This is a genomic window from Gammaproteobacteria bacterium (assembly GCA_009838035.1).
Taxonomy (GTDB): Bacteria; Pseudomonadota; Gammaproteobacteria; order Steroidobacterales; family Foliamicaceae; genus Foliamicus.
The window spans coordinates 342770-363406 of sequence record VXSK01000002.1 but is presented as its reverse complement, the minus strand read 5'-3'; the positions used below and the strand labels follow the sequence as shown (position 1 = coordinate 363406).

Genomic DNA, 20637 nt, shown 5'->3' with positions numbered 1-20637 from the left:
ATGAGCAATTCAATCGAGATCAGAACGCCGGAACTGCCTGAATCGGTGGCCGACGCCAAGGTTCTGGCCTGGCACAAGTCGGCGGGCGAGTCCGTGGTGCAGGACGAAAACCTTGCCGACCTGGAAACCGACAAGGTAGTGCTGGAAGTGCCGGCGCCGGCGGACGGCGTGCTGGAGAAGATCCTGGCCGATGCCGGCACGGTGGTAAACGCCGGAACGCCCCTGGCCGTGCTGGACGCGGCCGCGGACGGCAGCGGTGCGGGCGTCGACGATGCGGCGGTGGAGGCCGCCGGCGACGGCGCCGAGCGGCCGGCAACCGAGCCGGCAGCCGACAGTAACGGTTCCGTTGCGATGTCGCCCGCGGTCCGGCGGCTTCTGGAGGAGCACGATCTCGACGTTTCGTCGATCAAGGGCAGCGGCAAGCGGGGCAGGGTGCTCAAGCGCGACGTGCTGGCGGTGCTCAGCAGCGCGGCCGGCGCGGCCACAGCGGCCCGGGTCGAGGAGCCGGATACCGTCGAGGCGGACGCCGGTGAAACGGTTGAGGCGCCCGCAGCTCCCGCCGCGCAGCCGGCCCGACAGGAAAGGCGCGAGACCATGAGCCGCCTGAGGGCCCGCATCGCCCAGCGGATGGTGGATTCGCAGCGGGAAGCGGCCATGCTGACCACATTCAACGACGCCGACATGAGCGCCGTGCTCGATCTGCGCCGCCGCCACGGCGAGGCCTTCGAGGCGCGGCACGGCGTACGGATCGGTTTCATGAGCTTCTTCGTGGCCGCCAGCGTCGCGGCCCTGAAGCACTATCCGGTGGTCAACGCCAGCGTCGAGGGCGACGAGATCGTCTATCACGACTACTACGACATCGGCGTTGCCGTGTCCACCGACCGCGGGCTGCTGGTTCCCGTGCTGCGTGACGCCGACCGGCTGAGTTTCGCCGACATCGAGCAGACGATCGGCACATTCGCAGCGCGCGCGCGCGCCGGGACCATTGGGCTGGACGAACTGACCGGAGGCACTTTCACGATCACCAACGGCGGCGTATTCGGCTCGCTGATGTCCACGCCGATTCTGAACCCGCCGCAGAGCGGAATCCTCGGCATGCATCGGATCGAGCAGCGGGCCGTGGTCGTGGACGGGGAGATCGTAGCCCGCCCCATGATGCACCTCGCGCTCAGTTACGACCACCGCATCGTGGATGGCCGCGAGGCCGTGCTGTTCCTGTCCGAAATCAAGAAGTCGATCGAAGATCCGGCCCGCCTAATTCTTTCTGTTTAGTTTATTTTTTCTCTTTATATGTCTGATAAATATGATGTAATAGTGGTCGGAGGCGGCCCTGCCGGCTACGTGGGAGCGATACGCGCCGCGCAACTCGGCATGTCGGTGGCCTGCGTGGACGACTGGCGCGACGGCAAGGGCAAGCCGGCGCTGGGGGGCACCTGCCTGAACGCCGGCTGCATTCCGTCCAAGGTGCTGCTGGAATCGTCGGAGCTGTACCACCGGACCCGCGAGGAGTTTGCCGGCCACGGCATCATGATCCCGGAAGTGAAGCTGGACCTGGACGCGATGCAGGACCGCAAGAACCGCATCGTGCGCCAGCTCACGACGGGCATCAACGCGCTGTTCCGGGCCAACGGCGTAACGGCTTATAACGGGCGGGGGAGACTGCTGGCCGGCCGGCAGGTGCAAGTCGCTGCGCACGACGGCGATCCGCACCTGCTGCACGCCGAACACGTCATTCTGGCCGCCGGTTCGCTGCCTGTGGAATTGCCGCTCGCCCCGTTTGACGGCGAATACATAGTGGACTCGGAAGGCGCGCTGGAGTTTGATCGTCCGCCGCAACGCCTGGGCGTCATCGGCGGCGGCGTCATCGGGCTGGAGCTTGGCAGCGTCTGGAACCGGCTGGGGTCGGAGGTCACGATCCTGGAGGCGATGGACCGCTTCCTTTTCATGGCCGACAGCCAGGTTGCCCGCGAGGCGCAGCGCCAGTTCAAGCGCCAGGGGCTGGACACGCGCCTGGGCGCGAAGGTGGAAAGCGCCCGCCGCGTGGACGACCATGTGGAAGTGCGGTTCAGCGACCGCGAGGGCGACCATCACATCACCGTGGACAAGCTGGTGGTGGCGGTCGGCAGGAAGCCGGCGACCGAAGGCCTGATTGACGAGAGCGCCGGGATCGTCCTGACCGAAAGAGGGCACGTTCAGGTGGACGGGAACTGCCGCACCAGCGCGGATGGCGTCTGGGCGATCGGCGACCTGGTGCGCGGGCCGATGCTGGCGCATAAGGGGTCCGAGGAAGGGATGATGGTGGCCGAGATGATCGCCGGGCGTTCCGCCGAGGTGAATTACGGCGCCATCCCGTCGGTGATCTACACCTCGCCCGAGATCGCCTGGGTGGGGCGGACCGAGGAGGAACTGCAACAGTCCGGCCAGGCCTACAAGGTGGGCGCCTTCAACATGGCGGCCAACGGCCGGGCCAAGGCCATGGCGCAGGCCGCGGGCCTGGCGAAGTTGCTGTCGGACCCGGACACCGACGCGATTCTGGGCGTGCACATCGTCGGCCCGATGGCCGGCGAACTGATCCAGGAGGCCGTGCTGGCGATGGAGTTCGAGGCCAGCACCGAGGACCTGCAGCGCACGGTTCACGGCCACCCGACGCTCTGCGAGGCCCTACACGAAGCGGCCCTGTCGGTGGACAAGCGCGCCATCCACGCCATAAACCGCTAGACACGAAGGCTGGTATCATGGTGGGCCCATGGCGGGGCACTCAAAGTGGGCCAACATCCAGCACCGCAAGAGCCGGCAGGACGCCAAACGCGGTCGACTCTTCACACGCCTTGCGCGCGAAATCACCGTCGCCGCGCGCACGGGCGGACCGGACCCCGTCAATAACGCCCAACTGAGGCTGGCCGTCGAGAAAGCGCGGGCCCAGAGCCTGCCCAAGGACAACATCAACCGCGCAATCAGCCGCGGAACCAGCGGCGGCGAAGGCGCCGACCTCGAGGAGGTCACCTACGAGGGCTACAGCGCCGGCGGCGCCGCGATCCTGCTTCGTTGCCTGACCGACAACCGCAACCGCACGGTGGCCGAAGTCCGCCACGGCTTCAGCCGCCACGGCGGCAACCTGGGCGCCGACGGCGCCGTCGCCTACCTGTTCAACGAGGTGGCCGTATTCACCTATTCGCCGGGTTCGAACGAGGCGGCGATCATCGACGCGGCGATCGAGGGCGGTGCCGAGGACGTGGTCAGCGACGACGACGGGACGATCGAGGTCCTGGCCGACCCGCGCGACTTTTCCGGGGTGCTGGAAGCTCTGCGCGGCGCCGAATTGCCCCCGGAAAACGCCGAGGTCACGATGCGCGCTTCGGTTGACGCGCCGCTGGACGACAAGCGCTCGGAGCAGGCGCTGAGGCTCCTCGAGTACCTGCAGGACCTGGACGACGTGCAGGACGTGTGGACCAATGCCGAACTGCAATCGGTGGGCGGCGACTGACTGACGTGAACGCCCCGGTCCGGATCATGGGTGTGGATCCCGGTTCCCGATTCACCGGCTGGGGAGTCATCGAAAGCGACGGCATGGAAAGCCACTACGTGGACAGCGGCTGCATCGCCCTGGCCCGCGGCAAACCGATGGGGGAGCGCCTGGCCCGGATATTCACCGAGCTGGGCGATATCGCCCGGCGGACGAGAATCGACGAGGCGGCGATCGAGACCGTCTTCATGCACAGGAATGCGCAGAGCGCACTCAAACTCGGTCAGGCGCGCGGCGCCGCGCTGTGCGCGTTGATCATGGCGGGGGTGACCGAACCGGCCGAGTATTCGCCGCGGCGCGTCAAGCAGGCCGTGTGCGGCTACGGGGCCGCCGGCAAGGACCAGGTGAGCGCCATGGTGGCGCGACTGCTGGATTACGACGAGGAACTGGCCGAGGACGAGGCCGACGGCCTGGCGCTCGGCATTTGCCACGCTCACCATCGGCGCATGGCGCAGACGGCGGAGATTGCTCGCAGCCGGGAGGAAGAAGCCGTCTCATGATCGGTTCGCTGAAAGGCAGGCTGCTGGCCGTGGAGCCGCCGATGATCCTGCTGGACGTGCATGGCGTGGGCTTCGAACTGCAATTGCCGCTCAGCGACCTGTCGGACCTGCCGGGACTGGGCGGCGAGTTGAAGGTCTCTACCCAACTGGTACAGCGCGAAGACGAGCTGAGCCTGTACGGTTTCCGGAAGACGGCCGATCGCGCCTGGTTCCGCGAACTCATCCGCGTGCCGGGCATCGGTCCGAAACTGGCGCTCAACATCGTCTCGCAAAGCGGCGTGGCCGAATTCGCCGAACAGATCCAGGCCGGCGACGTGAAGGCGCTAACCCGGCTGCCGGGCATCGGTCCCAAGACCGCCAGCCGTCTTATCGTCGAGATGCGCGGCCGGCTGGAAGCGGTTCCGGCGCATGGCGAGTCCAGCGCCGCCAACCTGGCGCTCAAGGCGCTGACGGGACTGGGCTATACGCCGGTCGAAGCCACGCGCATGCTCAAGCAGGTCGGCGATCCCGGTGGCCGGGACGTGGAGGAACTGGTGCGCGAGGCGTTGTCCGGTGGGGTTGCTGCGTCGTGAACGACAAGGACGACCGGATTCTCTCGGGCGAGTTGCGGGCGGACGAACGCGACGTGGAGAACTCTGTCCGTCCACGGCAGATGTCGGAATTCCTCGGCCAGCGCCAGGTCAAGGAACGCATAGAGATCAGCGTGGAGGCGGCCGGCAAGCGCGGCGAAGCGATGGACCACACGCTCCTGTACGGCCCGCCCGGCCTGGGCAAGACGACCCTGGCGCAGGTGATCGCACGCGAGCTGGGAGTCGGACTGCGGCATACGTCCGGGCCGGTGCTGGAGCGCCCGGGCGACCTGGCCGCGCTGCTGACCAACCTGAAGGCACGCGACGTGCTGTTCGTGGACGAGGTGCACCGGCTGAATCCAGTGGTGCAGGAGTTGCTCTATCCGGCCATGGAAGACTTCCGGCTCGACATCGTGATCGGCGAGGGCCCGGCCGCGCACACGATGCGGCTGAAGCTCAAGCCCTTCACGCTGGTGGGCGCCACCACGCGGGCCGGACTGCTGTCCTCGCCGCTGCGCGACCGCTTCGGAATACAGGAACGGCTGGAACTGTATTCCAGGGAAGAACTGCAGCGCATCGTGCTGCGTTCGGCGGGAATCATGGACATCCCCTGCACGCCGAAGGGAGCATCGGAGATCGCCGGCCGCGCGCGCGGCACGCCGCGGGTGGCCAACCGCCTGCTGAGGCGAGCCCGCGACTACGCCGAAGTGCGGGCCGACGGCAAGGTGAGCGGCACGACCGCGTCCGCCGCCATGAAGCTGTACAACGTGCATGCGAACGGTCTCGACCGCATGGACCGGCGCCTGCTGGGCGTGCTGATCGAGCGCTTCAATGGCGGGCCGGCCGGCGTCGAAGCGCTGGCGGCCGGAATAGGCGAGGACCGCGGCACGATCGAGGACGTCTACGAGCCGTTCCTGGTGCGCGCGGGCTTCGTTTTGCGCACTCCGCGCGGCCGGGTTGCCGGCCCGGCCGCCTACTCGGCACTGGGACTGAAGAGGCCCGGAAAACAGGGCGATAATCCGCCCCTGGAAGGTTTGGATAACTGAGGAACGGTTCATGCAAAAGGTAAGGCGAAGACGTGGGTGAAGTCGGCGTAAACATGGGATTCTGGGAACTGATCAGCCAGGCCACGCTGCTGGTGCAGTTGATCATGGGCCTGCTGCTGGCGGCTTCCATCCTGTCCTGGATCATCATCCTGCAAAGGCGTGTAATCCTGAGCGGGGCCGAGCGTGACCTGGGCGATTTCGAACAGGCTTTCAAGGAACGCGACAGCCTGGAATCGCTGTTTGTCGCGCTGTCGCGCAAGAAGAGCCGCAGCTCCACTGGCATGGCCTGGGTGTTCGAGGCCGGGATGCGCGAATTCCATCGCCAGGCGGCGCGCGGCAAGACCGATCCCGAGCGCCTGGTGGAAGTTGGCCGGCGGGAAATGCGCCTGGCGCAGATGAACGAGTTGGAACGTTTGGAAAGTGGCCTGCCCTGGCTGGCCACGATCGGCTCGGTGAGCCCCTACGTCGGGCTGTTCGGCACCGTGTGGGGGATCATGAATTCTTTTCGCGCCCTGGGCAACGTCGAGTCGGCCACGATTTCGCTGGTGGCGCCGGGCATCGCGGAGGCGCTGATTGCAACGGCCATGGGCCTGTTCGCCGCGATCCCCGCGGTCATCGCGTATAACCGCTTTGCCTATCGCGTGGGCAATCTGGAGATCCGCTATCAGGCCTACCGGGAAGAATGCGTGACGTTGTTGAGCGAGCACGCCCATTCGGATTTCGAGTTGGGGGGATAGATGCGCCGACGGCTGGTCAATGAAATCAACGTCGTTCCCTATATCGACGTCATGCTGGTGCTGCTGGTGATTTTCATGATCACCGCGCCACTGCTCACCCAGGGCATTCACGTCGACCTCCCGCGACTGGCGACCGAGCCGCTTCCGCAGGAGTTGATACGCGATAACCGGCCGCTCATTCTTACCGTGGATGCCGAAGGCCGGATGTATCTGAATATCGGCGAAGCCCCCGACGATGCCGTGGATTCCCCGGTCGTGGTGGCGCGTGCCGCCGCCGTTCTGCAACGCCAGCCGGAAACGCCGGTGCTGGTTCGCGCGAGCGAGGAATTGCCTTACGGCGACGTGGTTACGGTCATGGCCCTGCTTCAGCGCGCGGGCGCCGAGAAGGTGGGACTCGTGACACGGCCGTTGCCAGTGGAGGAATGATGGACCGCCTGAAGGCGCTGGTTGAGGGTGTGGTTCAGTCCTTGCGGACCGGCCCGGGTATTCGCTCACCGGGGGCCAACCCCAACGCGCCGCCGCTTCCCATGCTGCGTCCGTGTTCCTGGTCGGTTGGAGGGCACGCCGCGCTGATGGCGTTCCTGCTGATCGGCTTTGCCACCCGGATTCAAACGGACGAGCCGGCCTTCGGAACCATCGCCATCGACGGCGTGGTGCTGGACGACGAGGCGGTTCAAAGGGAAATTCAGCGTCTCGACGAACTGGAGCGCGCGGCGGTCATCGAGCGCGAACAGGAGGTCGAGCGCCTGCTTGAGCAGATCGAGGAGCAGCAGGAGCGGCAGAGGCAACAGGAGCAGGAATTGAGCGCGTTGAGTTCGCAGACGGAACAAGCCCGGCAAACGCTGAGCCAGCAGCAGGCAGAGGCCAGTCGCCAGCTCAGCGCGATGCAGCAGCAGCAGCAGGCGGAGCGCGAGCGGCTGGCGCAGGTGGAACGCGAGCGCCAGGCGGAAGAAGAGCGGGTCAAGGCGGCCGAGGCCGAACTCGAGCAAGCGGAAGCCGAGCGGCAACAGGCCCGGGAAGAGGCCCGCAAATTATCCGAGGAAGCGGATGAGGCCGAGCGTCGAATCGCGGAAACCGAACGCAGGACGCGCGAGGCGGAAATGGCCGAACAGCTGCGCAGGGAAATGGCGGAGGAACGGCGCAATGAGGCCATCGAGTCCGGCCTTCTCGACCAGTACAAGGCCCGCATCCGGCAACGGATCGAGAGCAACTGGCAGCGGCCCGCGGGCAGCAGGGAAGACCTGATGTGGGTGGTCTTGCTGGATGTCCTGCCCGGCAACGAGGTTGCGGATATCGAATTCGAGCAATTCAATGGAACGGAAATTGATCAGCGCTCGATCGAAACCGCGATTCGCCGGTCGTCGCCACTGCCGGAGCCGCCGATACCCGAACTGTTCGAGCGACAAATGCGCCTGCGCTACCCACCGACGGAGCCCGGCTAATGATCCGGGCGCTCTGGCTCGCCGTTTTCGCGCTCCTGCCGCTGGCGGCCTCGGCGCAGCTCGACGTCGTCATCACCCGCTCCACCCAGCGGGCCATCCCCATTGCGGTAGTTCCCTTCGAGTGGCGCGTGACGCTGGGGCTGACGTATGACTTCGCCGAGATCGTGGAGGCCGACCTCGAGCGCACCGGACAGTTCGCGCCGATGGGTCGCGAGACCATGATTACCCGGCCGACCCGTTTTTCGGAAATGCGCCTGACCAACTGGCGCATCATGGACGTGGAGGCCGTGCTGGTGGGCCATGTTTCGGGCAGCGAAGCCAACCCGACCGTCGAGTTCGAGCTGGTGGACGTCTTTGCGGGCGAATCGCTCCTTGTGTACCGCTTGCAAAGCTCCCGGGACGCGTTTCGCGCCACGGCCCACCGTATCGCCGACCTAGTGTACGAGCAGTTGACCGGCGCGCGCGGGATGTTCTCCACCCGCCTGGCCTATGTGCAGGTCACGCCGGGCCGCGAGGAATTCCGGCTGATCGTGGCCGATGCCGACGGCCACAATCCGATCGTGGTGCTGCGCTCGACCGACCCCATCATGTCGCCGAGCTGGTCGCCGGACGGCGCCTACCTGGCGTACGTGTCGTTCGAAGCCGGCTACGCCGAGGTCTTCGTTCAGGAGGTCGCGACCGGCCAGCGCCGGCCCCTGTCGCCGGACCGGACCTCGGCCAGCGCTCCGGCCTGGTCGCCCGACGGCAGGTCCCTGGCGGTGGCCCGGAACGTGAACGCCAACAGCGACATCTATATCTACTCGATAGATGGGGGCTCGCCGCAGCGCCTGACGCGCCATGCCGCCGTCGAGACCGAGCCCGAGTTTTCCGCCGACGGCGACCGCGTGTATTTCACCTCCGACCGCGGCATCGGCCCGCAGGTGTACGTCGTGCCGGCTCGGGGCGGCCGGGCGCAACGCGTCAGCTTTACCGGCTCGTACAACGCGCGACCGCGGCTGCAGCCTGACCGGAACCAGATGGCGATCGTGCACCAGCAGGACGGGCGCTTCAGGATCGGCCTTATGGATCTGCGCGACGAGTCGCTGCGCCTGCTTACCGACGGCCCGCTGGACGAGTCGCCGAGTTTCGCCCCCAACGGCCGCGCCCTGATCTTCGGCGCGGGCACGACCGCCGGCAGGGGCCTGGGCGTCTATTTCATCGACAGCGGCGTAATGCGCCTGCTGCGCTCACCCGAGGGAATCCTCCGCGAACCGGCGTGGGGGCCCTACGAAAACTGACTGCAACCAAGATGCAAGGATCACCATCATGAAATTTCCGAGAAAAACCAAAGCCTGCCTGCCCATCCTTCTGGCCGTCGTGCTTGCAGCCTGCGAAACTTCCGGCACTACGGCGGGGCCTGAGCCGGGCCCGGAACCGGCCGGCTCCGGCACCGCAACAGCCGACGGCGGCGCCACCGCCGCCGGCGCGGGCAGCGGCGCCATCGCCAGCGGCACGGTCATCAACCGGGAGGGGCCGCCGGTCGCCATCGAGCCCGGGCGCAGCGCCAGCGGCGACTGGATCGGCGGTCCCCAGGGCACGCTGGTGATCTATTTCGACTATGACCGAAGCTCGATCCGCGAGGAGTACAGCCAGATTCTCCAGGCTCACGGCGCCTGGCTGGCGGCCAACCAGGGGCAGACCGTGCGGCTCGAGGGGCATGCGGACGAACGCGGCACACCCGAATACAACCTGGCGCTTGGATCGCGCCGGGCGAACGCCGTGACCCAGGCACTGACCGCGCTGGGCGCGGCCGGTGCACAATTGAATGCGGTGAGTTTCGGCGAGGAACGTCCGGCCGCGGAGGGAGCCGACGAGATGGCATGGTCGCAGAATCGTCGTGTGGAGTTGGTATATGAAACGAACTGACTGGCCGGTCATGGCGGTAGCGCTGGCGCTTGCCGCCGTGCTGGCGGCGCCGGCCGATGCGCAACGCCGCCGCGACCGCGACGTGCTGGAGGAACTGGAGACCCGGGTGGGCGTGCTGGAGCAGCAGATCCGCGCCGACAACGTGGTCGCTCTGATCAACGCCCAGGATGAACTCAGGCGCGAGATACAGGCGCTGCGCGACGCCGTCGAGCGTATGGATGAGGACCTGCGGCGCAACGCCGAGCTGCGGCGCAGCCAGTTCACGGCGCTGGAGGAACGCCTGGCCGCGATGGAGGCCCGCGGGTTCACGCCCGCGCCGGCGGTACCGCAGAACGCGACAGGGCAGGCTCCGGGCGATGCTGCGGACGTAGCCGACAGTGCGGTTTCGGGTGATCAACCCCCGGAGGTCACGGAGCCCGCGATTGCGGCCGGCAGCCAGGATAACTACGAACAGGCGCGCGAACTGCTCGGGCAGGCCCGTTACCAGGAGGCCGGTGCCGAATTCATGCGCTACCTCGAAGCCAGTCCCGGCGGAGGTCTGGCGGCCAATGCCCGCTACTGGCTGGGGGAGACTTTCTACGTGCAGGGCCAGTACCAGGAAGCAGGCGCGGAGTTCGCCCGGGTCGTGTCCGACTACCCGGATTCCAGCAAGCTCCCGGACGCCCTGCTCAAGCTCGGATACACCCAGGATGAACTGGGCGATACGGAAACGGCCACCGCCACGCTCGAGCGCGTGCGCGAGGATTTCGCCGGCGCCGACGCCGCCAACCTCGCGACTATCCGACTGGCCCAGATCGAGGCCCGCTCCCGCTGACCCAGCAGCTACAATTGCGCGCCACGGGTCGTTAGCTCAGTTGGTAGAGCAGCTGGCTTTTAACCAGTAGGTCGCAGGTTCGATTCCTGCACGACCCACACTGAAAGTGGAGCCGCCGAGCGGGCCGGGTACTGCCATGACCACACGCCGCACCATCCTCTTCAACGGTCTCGCCCTGGGCTCGTCCGCCCTTCTGGGCGCCAGGCTTTCCGCCGCCGCCGATCCGTCGCGCGCCGCTGGCGAAACCCCTCTGACCATTGCCGTTCTGGGCGCGACCGGGCGCACCGGCAAGTTCATTGTCGGCGATCTCCTCGCGCGCGGGCATGCCGTGCATGGCATTTCCAGGAGCGCCGGCGAGCGGCCGCCGCAGGACGGCGTGACCTGGATCAGCGCCGACGTGCGCAGGCCGGAATCCCTGGGTCCGGCGCTTGCAGGCGTGGATGCGCTTATCTATGCGGTGGGCGTGACTTTTTCCGAAGTCGAAGTCAGCGACCTGTACGACGTCTATCACACGGGCGTTGCCGATACGGCGGACGTGGCCATACGAACGGGCGTGAAGCGCTTCGTTCTGCTTTCATCCGCCGGGCGGTCGCCGGCCGGCTGGATGCCCGAGGCACTCGCTCCCTCGATGGACGCCAAGGCCAGGGGCGAAGCGGCGCTGCGCGCTGCCGGAATCCACTACACCATTTCGCGCACGCCCGGTCTTTCGGACAGGCCCGGCGGCGAATACGGCATCATGCTCCTGCAATCGCCCATCCCGCCGGGCGGGCCGTTCATGATCTGCCGGGAGGACAGCGCCTCGGTGCTGGTCGAATGCGCGGTCAGCGAAAAGGCCATCAACAAGACCTTCACGGTCCTTAACGCCATCACTCCCGAGGTCGGAATCTGGCGCGACGCCTTGCAGTATCTGCAACAGGATCCGGCGTGACGAGCAACGGCTTCCAGCCGAACGGCAACGGCCAGCTTGGCGGTTTTTTTCGCAGCCTGGTCAGCGATCCGCGTTCCGTGGGCGCCGTCGTGCCCAGCGGCGCGTCGCTCGGCCGGCTCATGGCGCGCGGCTGCGGGGCCGGCACACGCGTTGTCGAGGTGGGAGCGGGAACGGGCGCGCTGACCAGGGCAATCCTGAATGCGGGCGTAGCCGAACAGGACCTCTGCCTGGTGGACAGTGACGAGCGATTCGTCGAAATGCTCAAGGAGCGCTTCCCCGGCGCCCGCACCGTGCATGGTGACGCCTTGTCGCTGGGCGAGCACCTGGAGGATCTGACGGGCCAGGTCGATTACATTATCAGCGGCTTGCCGCTGCTGCTGTTTTCAAATGCCGGAAAACGCCGGGTGCTGGCTGCGGCCTTCGCGCTGCTCGGCGAGGGTGGGGCCTTTCATCAGTTCACCTACGGCGGCGTTTGCCCCGTGGGCAGGCGCACGCTAGACAGCCTCGGACTCAAGGCGTCATGTCTCGGAGTCGCCGCGCTGAACATGCCCCCGGCGTTCGTCTATCGATTCCAGCATACGGAGCCCCAATGAAAGAGTTGACCGGATTGCTCGCGGTCACCGTCGGTGCCATGAGAATGACCGGCCCATGACACATTTTGACCACGTTTGTTGGGCCCGTGGTATTACGTGATGAAAGCAGCGCGTCCGTTCTCAATTTAGATGGTTGGCGGTAATAGTTGTGCCTAGTTGGTTATCCGGTAGTGTTGCTCTTTCAAGCTTGGTCAGCTTGATCCTCGGCAGCCTATTGACCATTACTATTCAACTTATTCGCAACAAGCGCGGTCTATTTTCGTATTCTGTCCAACATGAGCGAATCGGCATTTCCGGAAGCGACAACAGTTTAGGTTCAGTGGCTGTAACCTGGAATGATACGCCGGTTCCGCGACTCTACGTTTCTACCGTGGAGCTAAAGAACGCGAGTTTGAAGGATTACGAGAACGTTTTGGTTCGTGTATTTACAAACGATGCGCACCTTCTTAACGAAACTACCTATATGGTCGATACCACTCGCGCTATTCATTGGACCAGCGAATTCGCGCAATTCATTAGGGTTGAACCTGGCAGTGAGCCTACCGTTGAACAAAAGGAACGGTATTTCAAGCAGCGTGACTACCTTGTGCCCACTATGAACCGTGGCCAAATCGTGCGGCTAACTTTTTTGACGGTGCCTGCGACAGATCAAAACCCCAACTTGTGGCTAGATATTGTGCATACGGGCGCGAAGCTCAAGTTTCAAGCTCGTCAAGAGGAATTCTTAGGAATCCCTCAACGCAGCACAGCGCTCGCGGGTGCTGCGCTTAGCTTAATTTTCTACCTTTTTGCGATATGGCTCATTGATTCGGTTTGGGTAGCCGCTGGTCTATGTCTTTTATTTGGACTTCTGGCGGCGATTCCCGGAGCACTTCTGTTAAAGCTCTTTCGTCTTATCCGAAGCTGGGTTGGTGACTAGCAAACTTAGCTCCAGGGGGCGGAACATGGATATGGGCATCGATTGGCGTTCCGCGCAAAGGCACTGCCCGAGTATTTGGCAATTTATTTGATAGTCGCTTTTGGCCTCATTTGCAAACCCAAAAGACATATTTATGAAGCATAAGTTCTGGATTGGAATTGCCTCATTCGCACTTTTGGCGCTTGGTCTGGCAAGCATCGTCTGGCTCGCTGTAGCGCTCACAAAGACCGAACCGGAATTTCAAGCCGGCATCATAGCTGCGGTTGTCGCTTTTGTTGTCGCCGTTTGGAACCAGCGCGCAATTCGGACACGAGAGATCGATTCTCGCCACTTCTCAGAGAAGCGCAAGATCTACAACGAATTTGTTGGCGTGATGCACCGGCATCTTCTCGCAGGGAAGCTTGGGCAACGACCCCTAAGCGAAAGGAAACTGGCGGAAAAACTGATTGAGTTCAAAAGAAACCTGCTCATTTGGGGCGACGGTGCAACCATAGATGTGTGGTTGAAATTGGAAGCCGATCTATCAACCTTTGACCAGCGAGAAAAAGGAGATATGTCAATTTTGCTGGTGTGGGACGATGTGCTCCGCCAATTTAGAAAGGACTTAGGGAAGCGGGATCTAATGTTGAAGAAGGGAAGTCTGGTTGCGCTCTTCCTCAAGGCCGACGAGCACCACAAGTTGTGGGAAACCGCAAAGAAATAAAGGCAAATTTTCAGCCCGTCGAGAATGAGTGGTCTAGCTAAAATTTTTTCCAGATGCCGGATCGAACTACCCAAAAAATCCCAATAATATCGTGCACACGCAAGATGCATGGCCCAAAATAATTGTTGGACGAACGGACGCACAACGGATGAGCAACAGCGGCCTCAACTGGATCGCGAACTACATCTGGGGTATTGCCGACGATGTGCTGCGCGATCTCTATGTGCGCGGCAAGTATCGCGATGTGATCCTACCGATGACAGTGCTGCGCCGTCTTGATGCCGTGCTGGAAGACAACAAGTCGGCCGTCATCGAAATGAAGGCTTCGCTCGATGCCGCCGGCGTTGTCGAGCAGGATGCCGCTCTGCGCCAGGCGGCCGGCCAAGCGTTCTACAACGTTTCGCCGTTCACCCTTCGCGATCTGCGCGCGCGTGCCAGTCGCCAACAACTCGAAGCTGATTTTCGCGCTTGGCTCGACGGATTCTCCCCCAACGTGCAGGACATCCTCGATAGCTTCGAGTTCCGCAATCAGATCCCGCGCCTTTCCAGGGCCGACGCACTCGGCGCCTTGATCGAAAAACTCACCTCCCCGGACATCAATCTGAGTTCCGATCCCGTAAGGGGCACCGACGGTACCGTCCTCCGTCCCGGCTTGGACAACCATGGGATGGGCACGATCTTTGAGGAGTTGGTGCGCAGGTTCAACGAAGATAACAACGAAGAGGCTGGCGAGCACTGGACGCCAAGGGACGCCGTGCGGCTGATGGCGAAGCTCGTCTTTCTGCCTGTTAGCGACAGGATCGAATCCGGAACCTATCTGCTCTATGACGGCGCCTGCGGCACCGGCGGCATGCTGACTGTGGCCGAGGAGACGCTACGGGAACTCGCCGACGAGCGCGGTAAGCAGGTCTCTACGCACCTCTACGGTCAGGAGATCAATGCCGAGACGTACGCCATATGCAAGGCTGATCTCTTGCTGAAGGGTGAAGGCGAAGCGGCCGACAACATCGTGGGCGGCCCGGAGCATTCGACATTGGCAAACGACGCTTTCCCCTCCCGCGAGTTCGATTTCATGCTCTCCAATCCACCTTACGGCAAGAGCTGGAAGACCGATCTTGAGCGCATGGGTGGCAAGAAGAGCATGCGCGATCCGCGCTTTCTGATTGAGCACGATGGCGATCCGGAATACTCGCTGGTCACGCGCGTGAGCGACGGCCAAATGCTCTTCCTCGCGAACAAGCTATCCAAGATGAAGAGGCACACCCGGCGGGGCAGCCGCATCGCGGAGGTCCACAATGGCAGTTCGCTATTCACCGGCGACGCAGGGCAGGGCGAGAGCAACATCCGTCGCTGGATCATCGAGAACGACTGGCTCGAAGCAATTGTCGCGCTGCCGCTCAACTTGTTCTACAACACGGGCATCGCCACATACGTATGGGTGCTGACTAACCGCAAGCCTGAGCACCGGCGCGGCAAAGTTCAATTGATTGACGCGACTATCTGGTATCGCCTACTACGCAAGAATCTCGGCAAGAAGAACTGCGAACTCGGCGAGGACGACATTGAGCGAATCTGCGAGACGTTCTTGGCTTTCGAGGAGACGGAACAGAGCAAGATCTTCGATAATGAAGCCTTCGGCTACTGGAAGGTGACGGTCGATAAGCCGCTACGGATCGAAGGCGCCGAAAGGCGCGCCTACACGGCAGCCGAGATCAAGATGCTCAAGGAACATGGCACGCGCAGCGAAGACGCACCGTGCGTTGTCAAGCGGGTTCACAAGCGTGGCACGGAAGCCGACCCGCTGCACGGACTATTCGAGGACAATATTGACGGCCAGTCGGTCGTTGTCGAGTACGAGCCGGACACGAGCCTGCGCGATACTGAGCATATTCCGCTCAAGGAAGACGGCGGTATCGAAGCCTTCTTTCGCCGCGAGGTCCTGCCTTACACTCCAGATGCGTGGTACCGGCCCAACGGCGTGAAAATCGGTTACGAGATCAGTTTCAACCGCTACTTCTACAAACAGCAGCCTATGCGGACGCTGCACGAGATCCGGGCTGACATCCTTGCGGTAGGGCGGGACACCGAAGGGTTGCTGGAAGAAATACTTGGGTCTGCCGGCTGATGGCCACGCAACGCTATTCGGTTACGCCACACCCTATTGAAACCCTGCTGACTTGGGTGAAATCCGGGGAAATCGCCATTCCCGAAATTCAGCGACCCTTCGTCTGGGATGCGACAAAGGTCCGCAATCTGCTTGACTCTCTCTATCAGGGCTACCCAGTTGGCTACCTGATCTCATGGCGCAATCCTACAATCCGGCTCAAGGACGGCACGAGGTCCGCAGGCAAGCGAATTCTGATCGACGGCCAGCAACGCGTTACCGCATTGATGGCTGCGTTGCTTGGACAAGAAGTCCTGACCAAAGAGTATCGGACCGTTCGTATACGCATCGCGTTCCACCCAGTCGAAAATCGATTCGAGGTCAGCAATCCAGCTATCCGAAAGGATACTAGCTGGATTGACGATGTAACGAAGATATTCGCGCCGGACGCGGATTTGTTTGCGCTTGTCGAGCAATATGTTGAAGGTAATCCGGGCACCGACCGGAAAAAGGTGGGGAATGTGCTGCAGAAGGTAGGCAAGATCGTCAACAACCATGTGGGGCTTATTGAACTGGCGGAAGACCTGGACATCGAGACAGTCACCGAGATATTCATCCGCGTGAACTCCGCCGGCACGCCGCTTTCGCAGGCCGACTTCGCCATGTCAAAGATCGCCGTCAACGAGACTTACGGCGGTAACGTCTTGCGCAAGGCAATTGACTACTTCTGCCATCTCGCCGTGGCGCCCGAATACCACTCGAGGATCGAAAAGGGTGACCCGGAGTTTGCTGCATCGGAGTTTTGGCCGAAGATTAAGTGGCTCAAGGACACCACCGACGATCTGTACGATCCGACGTACACCGACATGCTGCGCGTTGCGTTCACGTCGCAGTTTGGGCGAGGAAAGCTAGGCGACCTAGTGGCGCTGCTATCGGGTCGGAACTTTGAGACGCGAGCTTACGAGGAGGCGATTGTCGAACAGTCTTTCTCCAAGCTGCGTAATGGCATCAGTGCCTTCATGAACCGGACACATTTCGATCGTTTGACGATGATTCTACGTTCTACTGGCTTTCTAACCTCCAATCTGATCCGTAGCCAGAACGCGGTCAACTTTGCCTACATCATCTACCTTCGCGGCCGATCGGAGGGACTGTCAGCGCACGACCTCGAACGCCTCGTGCGGCGCTGGTACGTTATGTCGATTCTCACGCAGCGTTATTCCGGAAATCCTGAGACCGCTTTTGACTTAGACATCCGCCAGATTGCGGCTCAGGGGCTGACCGTCTACACCGAAACCGTGATCGAGAACGAACTGCCCGACACCTATTGGACGGGCATGCTGCCGCAGCTTATGGATACCTCGTCTTCAACGAGTCCGTATTTCGTGGCCTATCAAGCTGCGCAGGCGCGGCTCGGCGACAGAGGCTTTCTTTCTACAGACATCACCGTTCGTGACTTGCTGCTGAACCGTGGCGATCGGCACCATGTCTTTCCGCGTAAGTACCTGCAGAAGCAAGGATTGGCCCGCGGTCGTTACAATCAGATCGCTAACTTCGTTATCGCGCAGAGCGAGATCAACATCGCAATTGGGGACACACCGCCTGGAATCTATTTCGCTCAACTGTTGGAACAGGTCAACGGAGGTGATCGGCAGTACGGTGGGATTAGTGACCGGGACCGTCTCTCTGAAAACCTCGTTGAAAACTGCCTGCCCGAGTGCTTAATTCACGGGGACGTTCCCGGATACGACGACTTCCTTGCCGAGCGGCGCCGACTGATGTCGCTCAAGATCAAGGCGTGGTTCCAGATGCTGTCATGAGCGCTGAACTCAAGCCATATGCTGTGATGAAGAACTCCGGCAGTGAGTGGTTAGGGGATGTTCCGGCGCATTGGAGAGTGCTTCCCAACAGAGCCATTCTTCGTGAAGCGAAGCGATCTGGTCACGCCAATGAACGAATGTTATCGGTAACGATTTCGAGCGGCGTTATTTTTCAAGATGATCTGCTCCAAGACTCTTCGATGAAAGACCAGTCGCGAGCCGATAAATCTGCTTACAAGTTAGTTCAGCCGGGTGACATTGCGTACAACAAAATGCGGGCTTGGCAAGGTGCTATCGGAGTTTCGAAACACAAGGGCATAGTAAGCCCAGCATATGTCGTGCAGCAGCCGCTGGAGACATCCTTAACGAATCCTTCCTATTTGCATTATCTGTTCCGAACACCGACCTTCGCAAAGGAAGCCGAGCGATTCTCATATGGCATTACTTCAGACATGTGGAGTCTTCGCCCAGAGGACTTCAGGAGGATCCACGTTTGCGTACCACCTTTGTCGGAACAAACAGACATCGCGTGCTTCCTGGAACACGCGACCGGCCGCATTGAACGCTACATTCGCGCCAAGGAGAAGCTGATCGAACTGCTGGAGGAACAGAAGCAGGTTGTCGTCCACGACGCCGTTACGGGCCGGATCGATGTGCGCACGGGCCAGCCGTACCCTGCATACAAGCCCTCTGGTGTCGATTACGTAGGCGATATTCCCGAAGATTGGAATGCCTTATCGTTGCAGCGACTAACTGTATGTAGATGTGACGGTCCCTTTGGCTCCGGGTTGAAGTCCACTCACTATACTAGTGAGGGTACGAGGGTCATTCGACTTCAGAACATTGGACATGGCGAATTTGACGCCTCAGATGCGGCGTACATCTCAGCCGATCATTACGCCACCCTTGGTGACCATTCAGTCGAGGAGGGCGACGTTCTGATTGCTGGACTGGGCGACAGTAGTCATCCAGCGGGACGGGCGTGCGTCGCGCCAGCCGGTGTCGCTCCGGCTATGGTGAAAGCGGATTGCTTTCGTTTCCGACTCAATCGTGATGTCGTCGAGCCTCATTTCCTCGCTTACCAGCTAACTGCAACTGCACCTTTAGTTTCAGGGTATCTATCGACTGGCGCGACTCGACAACGAGTTAATCTCCGGAGGGCAGCAGCAAGGGTGGTGGGAATTCCTTCGTTACACGACCAGTTACGAATCGTAGACCACGTTATAACGAGACGTCGGCATATCCAGGCAACCCAACGGACTGCTAGGAATGAAATCTCGCTGCTATGCGAATATCGCACGCGCCTTATCGCCGACGCTGTCACCGGCAAGCTAGATGTGCGTGAGGCAAGGATGGTGTTACCAGGGGACCCCGGTGCATTCGAAGCCGAAGGCGCGTTCAACGAATGACGCCGATCCTTCCCCTGAAGGACTTCGCCGCTATTGTGCGGAACTTGTGCCGACCAGACGGTGAGACGGAGTGGATCGAATACAAGCGAAACTACGTCAACCCCGAGGAAGTAGGTCGATATATTTCCGCGCTTGCCAACGGTGCAGCGCTCAACGAAGAGCCGTTCGGGTATCTGATGTGGGGAGTGGTAGACAAGACCGGCGAACTTGTCGGCACCACTTTCGATCCGAAGACGGCCAAGAAGGGCAACGAGCCGCTTGAAACCTGGCTCTTGCGGTTGCTGAATCCCAAAATCCAGTTCGGGTTCCACGTCGTTGAAGTAGACGACAATCGTATCGTTGTGGCAGAGGTTCACGCCGCAGTAAATGTCCCTGTGATATTCCGGAACGTGGACTATATCCGGGTGGGCTCGGTCACCAAGCCCTTGCGAGAGGTACCCGAGCGCGAACGCGCGCTATGGCGTATCTTCGATAAAACTCCGTATGAGGGTCGGGTCAATCTGGACGGGATGGAGGCCAGTGATGCGTTGGGGTTGCTGGACTGGCCTGCCTATTTCAGGCTGCTCAAATTTCCCGTGCCACAGGATCTCGCGCTGGCGGCTGGCACACTAAGCAGCGACGGCCTGCTTCGCCAAAACGAGGCGAACAGTTGGGGCGTGGCTAACCTCGGTGCCCTCCTGTTTGCGGAGGACCTCGGGAATTTTCCGGTCCTAGCGCGCAAGACTGTCCGCGTGATCCAATATCCCGGCAAGAGCAGAATGGAGACCACCCGCGAACATGTGTTCAATAGCGGTTACGCCAGCGGCTTTGAGCGTCTGATCGACTACATGGATGCATTGTTGCCAAGCAGGGAGGTGATTCATAACGGAATTCGCGAAAATGTGGCAGCATTCCCCAATGTCGCCGTCCGCGAGCTCATCGCCAATATGCTCATTCACCAAGACCTTGCCGCGACTGGCACGGGACCGATGGTGGAGGTCTTCGCCGACCGCATCGAAATCTCTAACCCCGGCGAATCACTCGTCGCCGCGGAACGGATGATTGATGCTCCACCTCGTTCGCGGAACGAAGCCATGGCGGGCCTCATGCGGCGCATTGGTATCTGCGAGGAACGCGGAAGTGGGATTGACAAGGCGATGCTCTCCATTGAACTCGCCCAACTTCCACCGCCTTTGTTTGAGACTCCTCCAGGCGCAACGCGCGTGACGGTCTTTGCGCGCAGGGACTTCAAGGAGATGTCCAAGATGGACAGGATTCGCGCAGTCTATCAGCATTCTTGCCTGCGCTACATCATGGGCGAGAAGACGACCAACGCAACATTGCGCGAGCGGTTCGGCATCTCAAATGCCAACTCCGCCGTCGTCTCCCGTCTCCTTGGAGACGCACTGAAAGCTGGAGTGATTGTCATTGAGGATGAGGCGGCAGGTTTTCGGAGCCGCGCCTACATACCGTTCTGGGCTGCTGCGAATAAAACCGAGCAGATCATTTGATAAGTTGTTGTGACGACACTTATCTTGCGCACATGAAATCAACTTAATACTTTGAAAGATATATATTTTTAGTCCAAGTGCTTTATTTGATGGTTATTTGACGACCTTAGTATGACGACCGATGTCTCTACATAC

At 61.7% G+C, this 20637-nt stretch carries 20 protein-coding genes and 1 tRNA gene; all 21 read left to right on the top strand.

The genetic code is table 11. The features are described from left to right. The 21 genes from odhB (at position 1) to F4Y72_01555 (ending at position 20502) form a co-directional block, all read left to right on the top strand. The gene (gene odhB / locus F4Y72_01655) at positions 1–1272 is read left to right on the top strand and encodes a 2-oxoglutarate dehydrogenase complex dihydrolipoyllysine-residue succinyltransferase (GenBank protein MXZ26992.1); all 1272 of its coding nucleotides are present in this window, start codon (positions 1–3) and stop codon (positions 1270–1272) included. Between the two features lie 18 nt (positions 1273–1290). Continuing rightward, complete coding sequence (gene lpdA, locus F4Y72_01650) at positions 1291–2718, top strand: dihydrolipoyl dehydrogenase (GenBank protein ID MXZ26991.1); 1428 nt, start codon at positions 1291–1293, stop codon at positions 2716–2718. 28 nt (positions 2719–2746) lie between these two features. After that, complete coding sequence (locus F4Y72_01645) at positions 2747–3484, top strand: YebC/PmpR family DNA-binding transcriptional regulator (protein MXZ26990.1); 738 nt, start codon at positions 2747–2749, stop codon at positions 3482–3484. 5 nt (positions 3485–3489) lie between these two features. Beyond that, complete coding sequence (ruvC, locus tag F4Y72_01640) at positions 3490–4023, top strand: crossover junction endodeoxyribonuclease RuvC (protein MXZ26989.1); 534 nt, start codon at positions 3490–3492, stop codon at positions 4021–4023. Next, positions 4020–4595 carry a Holliday junction branch migration protein RuvA gene (gene ruvA / locus F4Y72_01635; GenBank protein ID MXZ26988.1) on the top strand — a complete coding sequence of 192 codons (576 nt, stop codon included), beginning with the start codon at positions 4020–4022 and terminating at the stop codon, positions 4593–4595. The genes ruvC and ruvA overlap by 4 nt, the downstream gene beginning before the upstream one ends. Next, complete coding sequence (ruvB, locus tag F4Y72_01630; GenBank protein MXZ26987.1) at positions 4592–5638, top strand: Holliday junction branch migration DNA helicase RuvB; 1047 nt, start codon at positions 4592–4594, stop codon at positions 5636–5638. The genes ruvA and ruvB overlap by 4 nt, the downstream gene beginning before the upstream one ends. A gap of 53 nt (positions 5639–5691) precedes the next feature. Beyond that, complete coding sequence (gene tolQ / locus F4Y72_01625) at positions 5692–6375, top strand: protein TolQ (GenBank protein MXZ26986.1); 684 nt, start codon at positions 5692–5694, stop codon at positions 6373–6375. Continuing rightward, a complete protein-coding gene (tolR, locus tag F4Y72_01620) occupies positions 6376–6801 on the top strand; it encodes a protein TolR (protein MXZ26985.1) in 426 nt (141 codons plus the stop codon). Continuing rightward, positions 6798–7817, top strand: coding sequence for a cell envelope integrity protein TolA (tolA, locus tag F4Y72_01615; GenBank protein ID MXZ26984.1), 1020 nt, complete (start codon positions 6798–6800; stop codon positions 7815–7817). The genes tolR and tolA overlap by 4 nt, the downstream gene beginning before the upstream one ends. After that, entirely contained in the window at positions 7817–9094 is a 1278-nt protein-coding gene (gene tolB, locus F4Y72_01610) for a Tol-Pal system beta propeller repeat protein TolB (GenBank protein MXZ26983.1), read from the top strand. The genes tolA and tolB overlap by 1 nt, the downstream gene beginning before the upstream one ends. A gap of 28 nt (positions 9095–9122) precedes the next feature. Next, a complete protein-coding gene (gene pal, locus F4Y72_01605) occupies positions 9123–9722 on the top strand; it encodes a peptidoglycan-associated lipoprotein Pal (protein ID MXZ26982.1) in 600 nt (199 codons plus the stop codon). Next, on the top strand, positions 9709–10536 hold the full coding sequence (ybgF, locus tag F4Y72_01600; GenBank protein MXZ26981.1) for a tol-pal system protein YbgF: 828 nt from the start codon (positions 9709–9711) through the stop codon (positions 10534–10536). Before pal ends, ybgF begins: the two co-directional genes overlap by 14 nt. Positions 10537–10561: 25 nt before the next feature. Next, positions 10562–10634: transfer RNA gene (locus F4Y72_01595), tRNA-Lys, on the top strand. Between the two features lie 38 nt (positions 10635–10672). After that, positions 10673–11464 carry an NAD(P)H-binding protein gene (locus F4Y72_01590; GenBank protein ID MXZ26980.1) on the top strand — a complete coding sequence of 264 codons (792 nt, stop codon included), beginning with the start codon at positions 10673–10675 and terminating at the stop codon, positions 11462–11464. 119 nt (positions 11465–11583) lie between these two features. Next, complete coding sequence (locus F4Y72_01585) at positions 11584–12057, top strand: methyltransferase domain-containing protein (GenBank protein ID MXZ26979.1); 474 nt, start codon at positions 11584–11586, stop codon at positions 12055–12057. 187 nt (positions 12058–12244) lie between these two features. Next, entirely contained in the window at positions 12245–12976 is a 732-nt protein-coding gene (locus F4Y72_01580; GenBank protein MXZ26978.1) for a hypothetical protein, read from the top strand. Positions 12977–13109: 133 nt separating this feature from the next. Further along, on the top strand, positions 13110–13679 hold the full coding sequence (locus tag F4Y72_01575) for a hypothetical protein (GenBank protein MXZ26977.1): 570 nt from the start codon (positions 13110–13112) through the stop codon (positions 13677–13679). A 148-nt stretch (positions 13680–13827) separates the two neighbouring features. Next, complete coding sequence (locus F4Y72_01570; protein ID MXZ26976.1) at positions 13828–15804, top strand: SAM-dependent DNA methyltransferase; 1977 nt, start codon at positions 13828–13830, stop codon at positions 15802–15804. Continuing rightward, a complete protein-coding gene (locus F4Y72_01565; GenBank protein ID MXZ26975.1) occupies positions 15804–17603 on the top strand; it encodes a DUF262 domain-containing protein in 1800 nt (599 codons plus the stop codon). The genes F4Y72_01570 and F4Y72_01565 overlap by 1 nt, the downstream gene beginning before the upstream one ends. Further along, positions 17600–19012, top strand: a complete 1413-nt coding sequence (locus tag F4Y72_01560) for a hypothetical protein (GenBank protein ID MXZ26974.1) — start codon at positions 17600–17602, stop codon at positions 19010–19012. The genes F4Y72_01565 and F4Y72_01560 overlap by 4 nt, the downstream gene beginning before the upstream one ends. Beyond that, complete coding sequence (locus tag F4Y72_01555) at positions 19009–20502, top strand: transcriptional regulator (protein ID MXZ26973.1); 1494 nt, start codon at positions 19009–19011, stop codon at positions 20500–20502. Before F4Y72_01560 ends, F4Y72_01555 begins: the two co-directional genes overlap by 4 nt. Positions 20503–20637: the final 135 nt, after the last annotated feature.